Genomic DNA, 13,389 nt, shown 5'->3' with positions numbered 1-13,389 from the left:
CGAGTCCTCAGTGGGCGGCTTTCAGGCCACGGGGAGTGAGCGTTTTCTGCAGCCACTGCAAAAACAGGTCGGCGACGATGGCGAGCAGGCTCACCAGCACCGCACCAACGAAAAGGGTCGCCATGTCGCTGCGGCTGATGGCGGTGAGAATCAGCACGCCGAGGCCGCCGGCACCGATGGTGGCGGCGATGGTCATCACGCCGATGTTCATCACCACGGCGGTGCGCACCCCGGCCAGGATCACCGGCACGGCGATCGGCAGGTCGACCATGCGCAGGCGCTGCCAGAAACTCATGCCGATGCCCTTGCCCGCCTCGCGGATGCCCGGCTCGACGCTGGTCAGCGCCAGGTAGGTGTTGCGCAGGATCGGCAGCAGCGAATACAGGAACACCGCGGTCACCGCCGGCAATGGGCCGAGGCCCTGGCCGAACTGCGAGTAGAACGGCAGCAACAGGCCGAACAGGGCGATGGCCGGCAGGGTCAGCACCACGGTGGCCAGGCCCTGCAGCGGCCCGGCGAGCCAGGGGAAGCGGGTCATCAGAATGCCCAGCGGCACGCCGATGAGAATCGCCAGGCCCACGGCGATGCCGACCAGGGCGATATGCTCGACGGTCAGGCTGAGCACCTGGCTCCAGTCGATATGCTGGAAAGCGGTCATGAAATCCATGTCAGTTGCCCTCCCCGATCAGTTTTTCCTGACGCAGGAAGTCGGCGGCCACTGCAGCCGGCGTTTCGCGATCGACGTCGACGCGGGCGTTGAGGCGGCGCATGGTGGCGTCGTCCAGGCGCTCGGCGAGCGGCTTGAGCAGCTCCTCGAGTTCCGGGTGCTGCTTGAGGTAGTCGGCGTTGACCACCGGCGCAGCGGTGTAGTCCGGGAAGTACTTGCGGTCGTCCTCGAGCAGGCGCAGGCCGAAGGAATCCAGGCGGCCGTCGGTGGTGTACACCAGGCCGACGAACACCTGGCCGTTGCGCAACGCGGTGTAGACCAGGCCCGGGTCCATCTGGCGAATCTCGTTACGGGTGAAGGTCAGGCCGTACTCCTTGACCAGCCCGTCCAGACCATCGGAGCGGTTGGCGAACTCGATGTCCAGGGCCAGCAGGCGGTTGCCCTTGCCCGGCGTTTTCAGAGCCTGGGCGAGGTCGCTGATGGTGTGGATATCCGGATTCTCCTCGGCGACCTTTTCCGGCAGCGCCAGGGCGTAGGTGTTGTTGAAACGCGAGGGCGCCAGCCAGATCGCGCCGCTCTTGGCGTCCAGCTCCTTGACGCGCCCGTAGGCAGCTTCCTTGTCGAGGCGCTCGGTGACCTTGTTGTAGGCCACCAGCGAGGTGCCGGTGTATTCCCAGGTCAGGTCCAGCTGGCCGCTCTTCATGCCGTTCCAGGCGATGGTGCTGCCCAGATTGCCGACGATGCGTGCCTGGTAGCCGTGGGGGCGCAGGTACTGGGCAGTGAGTTCGGAGAGGATCACCTGCTCGGTGAACACCTTGGCACCGATACGGATTTCCGCAGCCTGGCTGGTCACTGCCAGCAGCAGGCCGAGGCACAGAACGAGAGACTTCATCATGGTTTCCTTCAACGGGCCACCCCACGCTCGAACCAGAAACGGCTGGTGGCCGCCACCAGGCCGTCGAGCAGCAACGCCAGCAGAGCCGTGGCAGCGGCGCCGAGTATCAGCAGCGGTTGGTTTTCCAGGGCGATGGCGGGAAAGATCAGGCTGCCGAGGCTGTTGGCGCCGATCAGGAACACCAGCGGCGCGGTCCCGACGTTCAGCGCCAGCGCCACGCGGATGCCACCGACGATGATCGGCACCGCGTTGGGCAGCTCGACCCGCCACAACGCCTGGCGCGGCGTCATGCCGATGCCGGTGGCGGCCTCCTTCAACGAACCCGGCACGTTGCGCAGGCCTTCGTAGGTATTGCGCACGATGGGCAGCAGCGAGGCGAGGAACAGGGCAAGGATCGCCGGGCCGTTGCCGATGCCGACCACCGAGAGCGCGATGGCCAGCACCGCCAATGGCGGCACGGTGTTGCCGACGTTGAACACCTGCATGAAGCGCTCGGCGCTGTGCTCGCGGCCGGGCCGGCTGAGCAGGATGCCCGCCGGGATGCCGACCGCCAGGGCTGCCAGCATCGACACGAACACCAGATACAGGTGCGCCTGCAGGTAGTAGATGAGGTCTTCGCGGTGCTGCGCGAGCACCGCCGGGGTGATCCAGTGGACCAGCAAGGCCAGTACCGCGATCAGCGCAACAGCGCCCAGCAGCACCTTGCCGAAGCTTTTCAGCATATGTCGACTCCAGTTGACGACCGCCGTTGGCGGATCGAGCTGGCCGGATGCATTGCGCATCGGCCGTCCAATGCCGGAGGCTGGAGCATCCTCTAACGATGCCCCTCATGCCAGGACGCATGCGCCCTGCAGCCTTCCGACCCATGGTTACTCGACCCTCCGCCGCCGCTTCGGTTCCGCCTTTCTGCCATCGTTCTGCCATGGGCGGGCGGCCATCTACGCCCACACATCTGGTTACAAGCCAGGTATCATCGGGGCTCCAGGGTGTTCGCCGGGATGGCGAACATCAGCCGTCAAAGGAGACCCCGTGCTCGACCTCGTTGCCGCCTTCATCGTCCTCACCACCCTGCTCACCTACGTCAACTACCGCTTCATCCGCCTGCCACCGACCATCGGCGTGATGGCCACCGCGCTGATCTTCTCGCTGATCGCCCAGGGCCTGAGCCAGCTCGGTTATCCACTGATCGAGATCGAGGCGCAGGAAATCATCCGTCGCATCGACTTCTCCGACATCCTGATGACCTGGTTCCTGCCGGCCCTGCTGTTCGCCGGCGCGCTGCACGTGGACCTGAGCGATCTGCGCAGCTACAAGTGGCCCATCGGCCTGCTGGCCACCGTCGGCGTGCTGATCGCCACCAGCGTGATCGGCACCCTGGCGTTCTACATCTTCGCCCTGTTCGGCTGGCACGTGGACTTCATCTACTGCCTGCTGTTCGGGGCGTTGATCTCGCCCACCGACCCGATCGCGGTGATGGGCATCCTCAAGTCGTCCGGCGCGCCCAAGCCCCTGGCCACCACCATCGTTGGCGAGTCGCTGTTCAACGACGGCACCGCGGTAGTGGTGTTCACCATCCTGCTCGGCATCCTGCAGCTGGGCAGCACGCCGACCCTGGGCACGGTGAGCTGGCTGTTCGCGCATGAAGCGGTGGGCGGCCTGCTGTTCGGCGCCGCCCTGGGCTACGGCGTGCTGCTGATGCTGCGCAGCATCGACCAGTACCAGGTGGAGGTGATGCTGACCCTGGCGCTGGTGTTCGGCGGTGCGGCACTGGCGGCGCGCCTGCACGTGTCCGGGCCGATCGCCATGGTGGTGGCCGGCCTGATCATCGGCAACCTGGGCCGCAAGCATGCCATGTCGGACGAGTCACGCCGCTACGTCGATGGCTTCTGGGAGCTGATCGACGAGATTCTCAACGCCCTGCTGTTCGCCCTGATCGGCCTGGAGCTGTTGCTGTTGCCGTTCTCCTGGCTGCACATCATCGCCGCCTTCGTGCTCGGTGGCGCGGTGCTGGTGGCGCGCCTGCTGACGGTGGCCCCGGCGGTGTTGGTGATGCGCCGCCGCGCCGGCGGGCGTCGCCAGGTGTCCCACGGAGCGATCCGCATCCTCACCTGGGGCGGGCTGCGCGGTGGCGTGTCGGTGGCGCTGGCACTGTCACTGCCACTCGGTGAGGAGCGCGACCTGCTGCTGAGCCTGACCTATATCGTCGTGCTCACCTCGATCCTCCTGCAGGGGCTGTCCATCGGCCCGCTGGTCAGCCGGCTGTACCGCGACCGACCACAGACTGCCGTCGACGCTCATCACTGAAGGCGCGGCGCCACTGGCCTACAGGCGGGATTCGAGCACCAGCAGGTTGTTCTCGACCCGCCAGCCGATGCGATTGAGATAGCTCATGCCCAGCAATGCTTCGCTGGGCGAGGCACCTTCGAGCACCACCGCCTCGACGCCCAGCACCTGCAGCGAACCGACGCTGACCTTGTCGAGGGTCACCCGCCAGCCCCGCGCCGTACCGCTGGCGGTGCTGACCTGGATCGGCTGGCCGCTGGTGCGGTAGTCGATGCCCAGGCGGCGGGCATGATTTTCATTGAGGGCCACCGAGGTGGCGCCGGTATCGACCAGGAACTGCTGGGCGCGGCCATTGATCGCGCCTTCGGCCCAGTAGTGACCGCCATTGCTGCGGGCGATGCTGAGGGTCTGTTTCTGTGGGGCGGCGAAACCTTCGGTGTTGTACTCGCGGCTCAGGCCGTAGCTGCGCTCCACGCCGTCGACGCGCAGCACCGCGCCGCGGCTGTCGACGCTGACCACCTGCACGCCGCCGGGGCCGGTCTGGCCGACGCGCACCAGCTTGCGCTGGCCGTCCACCGACAGCACCGCCGCACCGGGAAACAGCCCGACCACCTGAACCGGCGGCGCGGCCAGCAGCAGCGGTGCCGCCAACCAACCTGCCATGATCATCATCACTCGACGCATCCGTGCTTCTCCCGGCTATTCGAAGGGGTAGTGCTGGCCCCAGCGCTCGAAGACTTCTCGCAGCTTGTCCTGCTCGACGAGTTCGGCCATGCGCTGATCATAGAGCTTGGCCAGCGCGCGACCGCGCGGGGTGTCGGAAAAACCGATGTACAACGGCAGGCGCAGCAGGTCGGTGACCCGGTACTTGCCGGGGTCGGTGGCGCCGGCAAGCGTCTGTTCGACCTCGGGGCGGGCATCGATGTAGTAGTCGGCATGGCCCTGGTCGAGCATCGACAGGATGCCGCTGCGCCGCTGCAGCTCGTTGTAGTGGCTGAGCCCGGGGATATAGCGCTGGTATTCGTAGCCGCGCATCCACACCAGGCGCGAGCGACGCAGCTCGGCCTGATCCGGCTCGGGCTTGGCCGCCAGGCTCAGGGCGCTGATCAGATCCGAATCGTAATGCCAGCTCGGGTACACCACGCCGCCGCTGACCTCGTTCTGGTAGGAGGCCACCCAGGCGTCGGCCTCACCCCGTTTCACCAGGCCGATGGAGCGGGTGTAGGGCACGATCTGCATCTCCAGCTTGACGCCAGCGGGCTCGAAGACCAACCGCAGGATATCCCAGGACATGCCGGTGCCATCCGGGTTGATACGGTCGACCCAGACATCGCTGGCCATGCGGATGGAGGACGGCACCTCACTGCCTGCCTGGGCGCAGACGCCGATCGACAACAACAGAGCCAGCCACAGCGCACGCACCATCATGGCTCCTGATCAGGCAAAACCGAGGCTGGCCGCCAGGCCATTGGCCCAGCCCCAGACGAGCAGCTGCATGGCCAGCCAGGCGAACACCCCGGCCAGCACGTCGTCGAGCATGATGCCGAAGCCACCGTGCACATGGCGATCGATCCAGCGAATCGGCCACGGCTTGAGAATGTCGAAGAAGCGGAACATCAGAAAGCCCACCAGCACCCAGCCCCAGCCTTCGGGCACCAGCCACAGGGTGATCCACATGCCGACCATCTCGTCCCAGACGATGCCTTCGTGGTCGTGCACACGCAGGTCGTCGGCCACCTTGCCGCACAGCCACACGCCGAACACCATGGTCACGCCCAGCAGCAGCCAGTAGCCCCAGTCCGGCAGCATCTGCCACAACGGGATGAACGGCACGGCGGCCAGCGAACCCCAGGTGCCCGGCGCCTTGGCGATGGTGCCGGTGCCAAAGCCGAAGGCCAGAAAATGCCACGGGTTGCGCCACACGGAAGGTGGCACGAACTCGGCGGGGACTTGCTTGGGATGATCAGTCACGGTGCGTTCCGAAATGTTGGTAGCCACTGTACCGTGGCTCGATGGCGTGGCCTCCGGCGTCCAGCAGGTGCACGCCCTGTCCGGCCTCGACCCGACCGATCACCTGTACAGGCTGGCCCATGGCACGTAGCACGTCCAGTTTCTCGGCAGGCAGGGTAAAGGCAAGCACGTAGTCGTCGCCACCCCCAAGCGCCAGCTGACGTGCGCTTTGCTCATCCACGCAGGCCAGCAAGGCAGCTGACAGGGGCAGACGCTGCTGCTCGACGAACAGCGCCACGCCGGATGCCCGGGCGATATGTCCGCAGTCGGCGAGCAGGCCGTCGGAGATGTCCAGCGCCGCCGTGGCGACGCCGCGCAGGGCCTGGCCAAGCTGCAATTGCGGCACCGGCGACCAGTAATGGGCCAGTAACGCGGCGCTTTCCGGTTGCTCGGCCCGCTCGCCGAGCACGAACGGCAGCGCGCCGGCGCCATTGCCCAACTCGCCGCCGACGCACAGCAGGTCGCCCGGCCGCGCGCCGGCGCGGGTCAGCGCCTGGCCAGCCGGTACGCGGCCGAATACGGTGAGGGTCAGGCTCAGCGGCCCACGGGTGGTATCGCCGCCCACCAGCCGCACACCGCACTGGCGCGCCATGTGCTCCAGCCCGGCCGTGAGGTCGGCCAGCCAGTCGGGGGATACCTCGGGCAGGGTCAGTGCCAGGGTGAACGCCAGGGGCGCGGCACCCATCGCCGCCAGGTCACTGACCGAAACGCCCAGGGCGCGCTGACCGAGCAGGCGGCCTGGCGCATCGGCCGGGAAATGCACGCCAGCGACCAGGGTGTCGGTGGACACCGCCAGTTGCTCGCCGGGGGGGACCTGCAGCAGGGCGCAGTCGTCGCCGATTCCCAGCACCACACCATCGGCCGCCTGCGCACAGGCGGCTGCGGCGAAGTAGTGACGAATCAGCTCGAACTCGCCCAAGGCACTCAGCGCTTGTTGAAGTCGCGGACTTCGTCGGCGCGCAGGGTCGGCGCCAGCTTGTCGAGCACGCCGTTGACGAACTTGTGACCGTCGGTGGCGCCGAACACTTTTGCGAGCTCGATGCCTTCGTTGATCACCACGCGGTACGGCACGTCGATGCGGTTACGCAGCTCGTAGGTGGACAGGCGCAGGATGGACAGCTCGACCGGGTCGATCTCGTCCAGCGGACGGTCGAGCAGCGGCTCGAACAGTGCGTCGATCTCGCTCTTCTGGCGCGGCACGCCATGCAGGACCTCGTGAAAGTAGGCGCCGTCGACCGCGCTGAAATCGTTGTCGACACGAAACTGCGCTTCGATCTCGTTGAGCGCCTGCCCGGCGATATGCCAGGAGTACAGGGCCTGCATGGCCAGGGTACGCGCCTGACGGCGAGCCAGCAGCTTGGGGCTCGGGCCTTTCTTGGCTGGCTTGTTGTCGTTCTGGCTCACTTGGCCTCCAACTGCGCCAGCAGGCTGACCATTTCCAGAGCGGACAGCGCGGCTTCGGCGCCCTTGTTGCCGGCCTTGGTGCCGGAACGTTCGATGGCCTGCTCGATGGAATCGACGGTCAGTACGCCGAAGGCGACCGGTACGCCGAACTCCATGGACACCTGGGACAGGCCCTTGGTGCATTCACCGGCCACGTATTCGAAGTGCGGGGTGCCGCCACGGATCACCGCGCCGAGGGCGATGATGGCGCTGTACTCGCCACGCTGGGCGACTTTCTGGGCGACCAGCGGAATCTCGAAGGCACCCGGTGCGCGGATGATGGTGATGTCGTCTTCGCTGATGCCGTGGCGAACCAGGGCGTCGACCGCGCCGCTGACCAGGCTTTCGACCACGAAGCTGTTGAAGCGGCCGACCACCAGGGCGAAGCGACCCTTGGGAGCGATGAAAGTACCTTCGATGGTCTTGAGTGTCATAGCGAGTTCTCGAGCTGTCTTTAAAGAGCCAGGGCCCGCCGCGGCAGGCCCCGAAAAATATGGGCGATGGGCCGTAATCGGCCCATCGCGGTCGCCCCTTTATTTCGGGGGCAGGTATTCTACAACTTCCAGGTCGAAACCGGATATCGCGTTGAACTTCATCGGCGCGCTCATCAGGCGCATCTTGCGCACGCCCAGGTCGCGCAGGATCTGCGAGCCGGCGCCGACGGTGCTGTAGGTGCTCGGTGTCTTGGCAGTGGTGCTGCCGTCCGCTTCGCGGATATGCGCCAGCACTTCGTCGCCGCCCAGCGAATGGCCGAGCAAGAGCACCACGCCGCTGCCGGCTTCGGCGACCTCGGTCATCGCCGCACGCAGGCTCCAGCGCCCCGGTTGGCGGACCATCAGCAGGTCACGCATCGGGTCCATGTTGTGCACCCGCACCAGGGTCGGCTCCTCGGCGCAGATGGTGCCCAGAGTCACCGCCATGTGCACGTCGCCTTCCACCGAATCACGGTAGGTCACCAGGTTGAAATGGCCGACTTCACTGTCCAGCGGCTGCTCGGCGATGCGCTGCACGGTGCGCTCGTGGAGCATGCGGTAGTGGATGAGGTCGGCGATGGTGCCGATCTTGATGCCGTGCTGGGCCGCGAACGCTTCCAGCTCCGGGCGACGGGCCATGGTGCCGTCGTCGTTCATGATCTCGCAGATCACCCCGCTCGGCTCATAGCCGCCCATGCGCGCCAGGTCGCAGGCCGCTTCGGTATGGCCAGCGCGGGCCAGCACGCCGCCGGGCTGGGCCATCAGCGGAAAGATGTGGCCGGGGCTGACGATGTCTTCGGCCACCGCGTGCTTGGCCGCCGCGGCCTGCACGGTACGGGCGCGGTCGGCGGCGGAGATGCCGGTGGTCACGCCCTCGGCGGCCTCGATGGACACGGTGAACTTGGTGCCGAAGCCGGAGCCGTTGCGCGGCGCCATCAGCGGCAGCTTGAGGGTTTCGCAACGCTCGCGGGTCATCGGCATGCAGATCAGGCCGCGGGCGAAGCGCGCCATGAAATTGATGTGCTCGGCGGTCACGCATTCGGAGGCGATGATCAGGTCGCCCTCGTTCTCGCGGTCTTCGTCATCCATGAGGATGACCATCTTGCCGGCGCGGATGTCTTCGACCAGCTCTTCGATACTGTTGAGTGCCATGGTGGCGGTGTCCTTAATGCTTCAGGTAGCCGTGTTCGGCGAGAAATCCTTCGGTCAGCCCCGACCCACTCGGCTCGGCGGCCTTGTCACCGAGCAGCAGGCGCTCCAGGTAACGGGCCAGCAGATCGACCTCGAGGTTGACCCGACGGCCGACGCGGTAGTCGGCCATGATGGTTTCGGCCAGGGTGTGCGGCACGATGGTCAGCTCGAACTCGGCGCCGTCCACGGCATTCACCGTCAGGCTGGTGCCATCCACGGTGATCGAACCCTTGTGGGCGATGTACTTGGCCAGCTCCCGCGGCGCGCGCACCTTGAACTGGATGGCGCGGGCGTTCTCCTCACGGGAGACGATCTCGCCGACACCGTCGACATGCCCGCTGACCAGGTGGCCACCCAGGCGCGTGGTCGGCGTCAGGGCCTTTTCCAGGTTGACCCGGCTGCCGCTCTTCAGGTCGATGAAGGCGGTACGCGCCAGGGTCTCGCGGCTGACGTCGGCCCAGAAGCCGTCACCCGGCAGTTCGACGGCGGTCAGGCACACGCCGTTGACCGCGATGCTGTCGCCCAGCACCACATCACTGAGGTCGAGCTTGGCGGTCTTCACGTAGACGCGCACGTCGCCGCCCTTGGGCGTGATGGCGGCGATGCTGCCGATGGAGGCGATGATTCCGGTGAACATAGAGGCTCCTCCTCAGACCGGCAGCTCGGTGAGCTTGCGCAGCGTGTCGGCACAAGTGCGCGCTGCTTCGGCGCCCTTGACCAGAAAATGCTCGCGGAAGAACGTCTGGTGTTCTTCACCGGCATGGAAATGATGGGGCGTCAGCACCGCCGAAAACACCGCCACGTCGGTGTCCAGCTGCACCTGCATCAGGCCTTCGATCACCGCCTGGGCGACGAACTCGTGGCGGTAGATACCGCCATCGACCACCAGGCCGGCGGCGACGATGCCGGCGTAGCGGCCACTCCTGGCCAGGCGCTTGGCGTGCAGGGGAATTTCGAAGGCGCCGCCGACTTCGAAGCAATCGATTTCGCTGGCGGCGTAGCCCTGGCGCTGCATTTCTTCGATAAAGGCGTGACGCGACTGGTCGACGATTTCGCGGTGCCAGCAGGCCTGCACGAAGGCAACCCGGCGCACGCTGTTGGAAGTGGACATGTTCGACTCCTGTTTATGGTTAAAACAGGGCAGCTTGGATCGATAGGGATGGTACGGACATGCAGCAGCCGGAGGGCCGCCTCGTCAGGCAATCCCGCTCTCTCTTCATCCGGACTATACCGTCGGCTCCGGAATCACACCGGATCTGCTCGACCCCGGGCGGCTGGTGCCGTACCGGGCGCTCGCGGGCTAGCTGCGTTGCGCAGCATTACCGCCGGTGGGGAATTACACCCCGCCCTGAGAACGTGTGGCTGCTTGTCGCAGCCGACAGCGTTTTACCATACTTGCCGCGCCAGCGCACGGCGGCCCTGCCTGAGCGGCTGTTCACATCGTTATGCCGGGCTTTATCTATGTAACTCCACAGTGGATCGGCAAACGGCTGCTATTGCCTTGTAGCTGCCCCTACACATGCCCAGAAAGAGCGTGAACAGCTTCAGCTCGAACGATCAGGCACGGCAATGATCCGCCAGTCGTCGCCCACGGCTCGCATGTCGACGATCTTCAGCGCCGGCGCTTCGGCCATCTTCGCCAGGGGCAGATCCAACAGGGGTCGGGCACTGGAGCCGAGAAACTTGGGCGCGACGAACAGCTGGTACTCGTCGACCAATCCCAAACGAGCGAAGGCGCCGGCTAGCTTCGGCCCGGCCTCGACCAGCACCTCGTTGGCGCCACGCCCAGCCAGCTCGAGCAGCAGCTTGCGCAGGTCGACATGACCATTGCTGCCAGGCACGGCCAGCAGCTCGTGGCCGTCATCCTGGTAACGGCAGCGCGAAGTGGCCGCCGCGCAGGTGGCCACCAGCGCCGGTCCGGCCTGGAAGAACGGCGCGCTGAGCGGCACCCGCAGGCGCCCATCGACCAGCACGCGCAGCGGCGGCCGGGCCTGGGCCAAGGCGGTCAGCTCGGCGCCCAGGCCAAGTTCGTCCGGGCGCACGGTCAGGCGCGCAGCGTCGGCCAGCAGCGTATCGGCGCCGCTGAGCACCACGCTGGAACGCGCGCGCAGACGCTGCACCGCGGCACGCGCCGCCGGCCCGGTGATCCACTGGCTTTCGCCACTGGCCATGGCGGTGCGCCCATCCAGGCTCATCGCCAGTTTGACGCGCACCAGCGGCAGGCCGCTTTCCATGCGCTTGATAAAACCGGCGTTGAGCGTCCGCGCCTCGGCTTCCAGCACGCCGCCCTGCACGGCGATGCCGGCATTCATCAGGCGCAGCAGGCCGCGGCCGGCCACCTGGGGATTGGGGTCCTGCATGGCCGCCACCACCCGCGTGACACCAGCGGCCACCAGCGCATCGGCGCACGGCGGTGTACGACCATGGTGGCTGCACGGCTCCAGCGTCACGTAGGCGGTGGCGCCGCGCGCCTTGTCGCCGGCCTGGCGCAGCGCGTGCACTTCGGCATGGGGCTCCCCGGCCTTGGCGTGCCAGCCTTCGCCGACGATCTTGCCGTCGCGCACGATCACGCAGCCGACTCGCGGGTTGGGATGGGTGGAATACAGCCCCTTGCGCGCCAGCTCGAGGGCGCGCGCCATGAATGCGTGATCGCTGCTGCTCATCTCAATCCTGGTTCGGCTCGCGGGAAAGACGGTCGATTTCCTCGCGGAATTCGTTGAGATCCTGGAAGCGGCGGTACACCGAGGCGAAGCGGATATAGGCCACTTCGTCGAGTTTCTGCAGCTCGGTCATCACCAATTCGCCGAGTACCAGCGACTTGACCTCGCGCTCACCGGTGGCGCGCAGCCGATGCTTGATATGGGCGATGGCCGCCTCCAGCCGCTCGATGCTCACCGGGCGTTTTTCCAGCGCCCGCTGCATGCCGGCCCGCAGCTTGTCCTCGTCGAAGGGCTGACGGCTGCCGTCCTGCTTGATCAGCCGCGGCATCACCAGCTCGGCGGTTTCGAAGGTGGTGAAGCGCTCGCCGCAGGCCAGGCATTCGCGGCGACGGCGCACCTGATCACCCTCGGCGACCAGACGCGAATCGATGACTTTGGTGTCGTTGGCGGAGCAGAACGGGCAATGCATGGCTGGAAACGATCGCAGGCGAGAAAGCCCGCATGGTAGCGCATCAGCACCGCCCGGCGCCAAGCACCCGGGCTTGGGCGCTTTCCTTTGCATTCACCGCCCGCTATGGCGAGAATCCAGGCATTACCCGTTTGCCAGGATCATCCGATGCCATTGCGCCCGCTCGCCCTGCTCTGCCTTGCCTCCCTGCTCGCTGCCTGTGCCGGGGAAACACCACCGCCGGCGGTTAGCGCGCCGGCACCTGCGGTCAAAGCCGAGCAGCCGGCGCCAACCCCGGCTCACCTGCGCGAACTGACCGGTACCCTGCTCGATGTGCCAGCGGGGGCCGAAGTGGAACTGGCATTGCTGACCATCAACGAGCGCGGCCTGCCGCACAAGCTGCTCGGCAACATCCAGCTGCGCGGCACCGGCGCGCCGCTGCCGTTTCGCCTGCAATTCAACCCGGAGAACTTCGACCAGGGCATTCGCGTGGAACTGCGTGGCCGCGTGCATCAGTCCGGCAAACTGGTGCTGCACATGCCCAATCAGCTGATTCGTGAACCGCAAAGCCAGGCCCTCGGCGAAGTCCGCGTGACCCCGGCGCTGTGACGCCACCGCCGGATCTACAGGCCGCCCTGGGCGATCTGCTCGGCGATGCACGACTGAGCGCTACCACTCTGCCGGATACCGACCTGCGCCTGTGGCTGATCGACCCGGCGAACATGGACCGCTGCTTCAGCCCGGAGGAAACCCGGCGCATTCTCGAGGAGCCACCCTACTGGTGCTTCTGCTGGGCCAGCGGCCTGGTGCTGGTGGACTGGCTGGCGCGCCACCCCGAATGGGTGCGCGGCAAACGGGTGCTGGACCTGGGCGCCGGCTCGGGCGTGGCCGCCATCGCCGCAGCCCGTGCAGGCGCCGCCCAGGTGGTGGCCTGCGACCTGGACCCGCTGGCCCTGGCCGCCTGCCGGGCCAACGCCGAGCTCAACGGCGTGCAGCTCGCTTACTCCAGCGATCTCTACGCCGAGCGCCACGATTACGACCTGGCCATCGTCGCCGACGTGCTCTACGACCGCAGCAACCTGCCGCTGCTCGACCGGGTGCTCGAACATGCCAGCGAGGTGCTGGTGGCCGACTCCCGGGTGCGCGACTTCGACCACCCGCGCTACCGGCGCATCGCCGGCTTGCAGGGCTGCACCTGGCCCGACCTGGCCGAGCCGGAAACCTTCCGCCACGTCAGCCTGTATCACGCTGCCGCGGTGCACTTGTAGCCTTGCGGCAACGCCCACACTTATAGTCACACCTATAGAGTCACACCCACC

The 13,389-nt window shown here is 66.7% G+C and carries 17 protein-coding genes and 1 riboswitch; of the genes, 3 read left to right on the top strand and 14 right to left on the bottom strand.

Going from position 1 to position 13,389, the window contains the following annotated elements; all coding sequences use genetic code 11:
- Positions 1 to 7: 7 nt before the first annotated feature.
- The 3 genes from K8U54_RS14025 to K8U54_RS14015 are packed head-to-tail and all read right to left on the bottom strand — an operon-like array spanning position 8 to position 2,284.
- Positions 8 to 667 carry an ABC transporter permease gene (locus K8U54_RS14025; protein WP_070887159.1) on the bottom strand — a complete coding sequence of 220 codons (660 nt, stop codon included), beginning with the start codon at positions 665 to 667 and terminating at the stop codon, positions 8 to 10.
- A gap of 1 nt (position 668) precedes the next feature.
- A complete protein-coding gene (locus tag K8U54_RS14020; RefSeq protein WP_249906393.1) occupies positions 669 to 1,559 on the bottom strand; it encodes a glycine betaine ABC transporter substrate-binding protein in 891 nt (296 codons plus the stop codon).
- An 11-nt stretch (positions 1,560 to 1,570) separates the two neighbouring features.
- Positions 1,571 to 2,284 carry an ABC transporter permease gene (locus tag K8U54_RS14015; RefSeq protein WP_249906392.1) on the bottom strand — a complete coding sequence of 238 codons (714 nt, stop codon included), beginning with the start codon at positions 2,282 to 2,284 and terminating at the stop codon, positions 1,571 to 1,573.
- Positions 2,285 to 2,591: 307 nt separating this feature from the next.
- On the opposite strand from K8U54_RS14015, the gene K8U54_RS14010 reads away from it, so the two are divergent.
- Complete coding sequence (locus K8U54_RS14010) at positions 2,592 to 3,866, top strand: cation:proton antiporter (RefSeq protein ID WP_249906391.1); 1,275 nt, start codon at positions 2,592 to 2,594, stop codon at positions 3,864 to 3,866.
- A gap of 18 nt (positions 3,867 to 3,884) precedes the next feature.
- On the opposite strand, the gene K8U54_RS14005 is transcribed toward K8U54_RS14010, so the two are convergent.
- From K8U54_RS14005 to nrdR, 11 genes are all read right to left on the bottom strand, one after another.
- Positions 3,885 to 4,529, bottom strand: coding sequence for a retropepsin-like aspartic protease family protein (locus K8U54_RS14005; protein ID WP_434059951.1), 645 nt, complete (start codon positions 4,527 to 4,529; stop codon positions 3,885 to 3,887).
- A 15-nt stretch (positions 4,530 to 4,544) separates the two neighbouring features.
- Positions 4,545 to 5,273 (bottom strand): substrate-binding periplasmic protein, encoded by a 729-nt coding sequence (locus tag K8U54_RS14000; protein WP_249906390.1) that lies wholly within the window; start codon positions 5,271 to 5,273, stop codon positions 4,545 to 4,547.
- Between the two features lie 9 nt (positions 5,274 to 5,282).
- On the bottom strand, positions 5,283 to 5,816 hold the full coding sequence (locus K8U54_RS13995; protein ID WP_111463960.1) for a phosphatidylglycerophosphatase A family protein: 534 nt from the start codon (positions 5,814 to 5,816) through the stop codon (positions 5,283 to 5,285).
- Positions 5,809 to 6,774 (bottom strand): thiamine-phosphate kinase, encoded by a 966-nt coding sequence (thiL, locus tag K8U54_RS13990; protein WP_249906389.1) that lies wholly within the window; start codon positions 6,772 to 6,774, stop codon positions 5,809 to 5,811. Before thiL ends, K8U54_RS13995 begins: the two co-directional genes overlap by 8 nt.
- A gap of 5 nt (positions 6,775 to 6,779) precedes the next feature.
- Positions 6,780 to 7,259 (bottom strand): transcription antitermination factor NusB, encoded by a 480-nt coding sequence (gene nusB / locus K8U54_RS13985; protein WP_249906388.1) that lies wholly within the window; start codon positions 7,257 to 7,259, stop codon positions 6,780 to 6,782.
- The gene (gene ribH / locus K8U54_RS13980; RefSeq protein WP_075931540.1) at positions 7,256 to 7,732 is read right to left on the bottom strand and encodes a 6,7-dimethyl-8-ribityllumazine synthase; all 477 of its coding nucleotides are present in this window, start codon (positions 7,730 to 7,732) and stop codon (positions 7,256 to 7,258) included. The genes nusB and ribH overlap by 4 nt, the downstream gene beginning before the upstream one ends.
- 99 nt (positions 7,733 to 7,831) lie before the next feature.
- Complete coding sequence (ribBA, locus tag K8U54_RS13975; protein ID WP_249906387.1) at positions 7,832 to 8,923, bottom strand: bifunctional 3,4-dihydroxy-2-butanone-4-phosphate synthase/GTP cyclohydrolase II; 1,092 nt, start codon at positions 8,921 to 8,923, stop codon at positions 7,832 to 7,834.
- Between the two features lie 13 nt (positions 8,924 to 8,936).
- Positions 8,937 to 9,599 (bottom strand): riboflavin synthase, encoded by a 663-nt coding sequence (locus K8U54_RS13970; protein WP_249906386.1) that lies wholly within the window; start codon positions 9,597 to 9,599, stop codon positions 8,937 to 8,939.
- A 12-nt stretch (positions 9,600 to 9,611) separates the two neighbouring features.
- On the bottom strand, positions 9,612 to 10,073 hold the full coding sequence (locus K8U54_RS13965) for a 6,7-dimethyl-8-ribityllumazine synthase (protein WP_249906385.1): 462 nt from the start codon (positions 10,071 to 10,073) through the stop codon (positions 9,612 to 9,614).
- A gap of 92 nt (positions 10,074 to 10,165) precedes the next feature.
- A riboswitch (FMN riboswitch) is annotated at positions 10,166 to 10,322 on the bottom strand.
- A gap of 184 nt (positions 10,323 to 10,506) precedes the next feature.
- Positions 10,507 to 11,625, bottom strand: a complete 1,119-nt coding sequence (gene ribD, locus K8U54_RS13960) for a bifunctional diaminohydroxyphosphoribosylaminopyrimidine deaminase/5-amino-6-(5-phosphoribosylamino)uracil reductase RibD (protein ID WP_249906384.1) — start codon at positions 11,623 to 11,625, stop codon at positions 10,507 to 10,509.
- A gap of 1 nt (position 11,626) precedes the next feature.
- Positions 11,627 to 12,091, bottom strand: a complete 465-nt coding sequence (nrdR, locus tag K8U54_RS13955; RefSeq protein WP_070887146.1) for a transcriptional regulator NrdR — start codon at positions 12,089 to 12,091, stop codon at positions 11,627 to 11,629.
- A gap of 147 nt (positions 12,092 to 12,238) precedes the next feature.
- Here nrdR and K8U54_RS13950 point away from each other — a divergent pair, with 147 nt between their 5' ends.
- Together K8U54_RS13950 and K8U54_RS13945 are read left to right on the top strand one after the other, a co-directional pair.
- Complete coding sequence (locus K8U54_RS13950) at positions 12,239 to 12,679, top strand: YbaY family lipoprotein (RefSeq protein WP_249906383.1); 441 nt, start codon at positions 12,239 to 12,241, stop codon at positions 12,677 to 12,679.
- Positions 12,676 to 13,338 carry a class I SAM-dependent methyltransferase gene (locus tag K8U54_RS13945; protein ID WP_249906382.1) on the top strand — a complete coding sequence of 221 codons (663 nt, stop codon included), beginning with the start codon at positions 12,676 to 12,678 and terminating at the stop codon, positions 13,336 to 13,338. The genes K8U54_RS13950 and K8U54_RS13945 overlap by 4 nt, the downstream gene beginning before the upstream one ends.
- The last annotated feature ends 51 nt before the right edge of the window (positions 13,339 to 13,389 follow it).

Origin of the sequence: Pseudomonas fulva (assembly GCF_023517795.1) — a bacterium.
In the GTDB taxonomy this organism is placed as follows: Bacteria; Pseudomonadota; Gammaproteobacteria; order Pseudomonadales; family Pseudomonadaceae; genus Aquipseudomonas; species Aquipseudomonas fulva_D.
This window is presented reverse-complemented; position numbering and strand designations above follow the sequence as displayed.

Coding starts and splice junctions, on each gene's coding strand:
- K8U54_RS13965 (WP_249906385.1), bottom strand. CDS start 10,073: ATGTCCACTTCCAACAGCGTGCGCCGGGTTGCCTTCGTGCAGGCCTGC.
- K8U54_RS14015 (WP_249906392.1), bottom strand. CDS start 2,284: ATGCTGAAAAGCTTCGGCAAGGTGCTGCTGGGCGCTGTTGCGCTGATC.
- K8U54_RS14005 (WP_434059951.1), bottom strand. CDS start 4,529: ATGCGTCGAGTGATGATGATCATGGCAGGTTGGTTGGCGGCACCGCTG.
- ribD (WP_249906384.1), bottom strand. CDS start 11,625: ATGAGCAGCAGCGATCACGCATTCATGGCGCGCGCCCTCGAGCTGGCG.
- nrdR (WP_070887146.1), bottom strand. CDS start 12,091: ATGCATTGCCCGTTCTGCTCCGCCAACGACACCAAAGTCATCGATTCG.
- K8U54_RS14000 (WP_249906390.1), bottom strand. CDS start 5,273: ATGATGGTGCGTGCGCTGTGGCTGGCTCTGTTGTTGTCGATCGGCGTC.
- K8U54_RS13950 (WP_249906383.1), top strand. CDS start 12,239: ATGCCATTGCGCCCGCTCGCCCTGCTCTGCCTTGCCTCCCTGCTCGCT.
- ribBA (WP_249906387.1), bottom strand. CDS start 8,923: ATGGCACTCAACAGTATCGAAGAGCTGGTCGAAGACATCCGCGCCGGC.
- K8U54_RS14020 (WP_249906393.1), bottom strand. CDS start 1,559: ATGAAGTCTCTCGTTCTGTGCCTCGGCCTGCTGCTGGCAGTGACCAGC.
- K8U54_RS14025 (WP_070887159.1), bottom strand. CDS start 667: ATGGATTTCATGACCGCTTTCCAGCATATCGACTGGAGCCAGGTGCTC.
- ribH (WP_075931540.1), bottom strand. CDS start 7,732: ATGACACTCAAGACCATCGAAGGTACTTTCATCGCTCCCAAGGGTCGC.
- K8U54_RS13970 (WP_249906386.1), bottom strand. CDS start 9,599: ATGTTCACCGGAATCATCGCCTCCATCGGCAGCATCGCCGCCATCACG.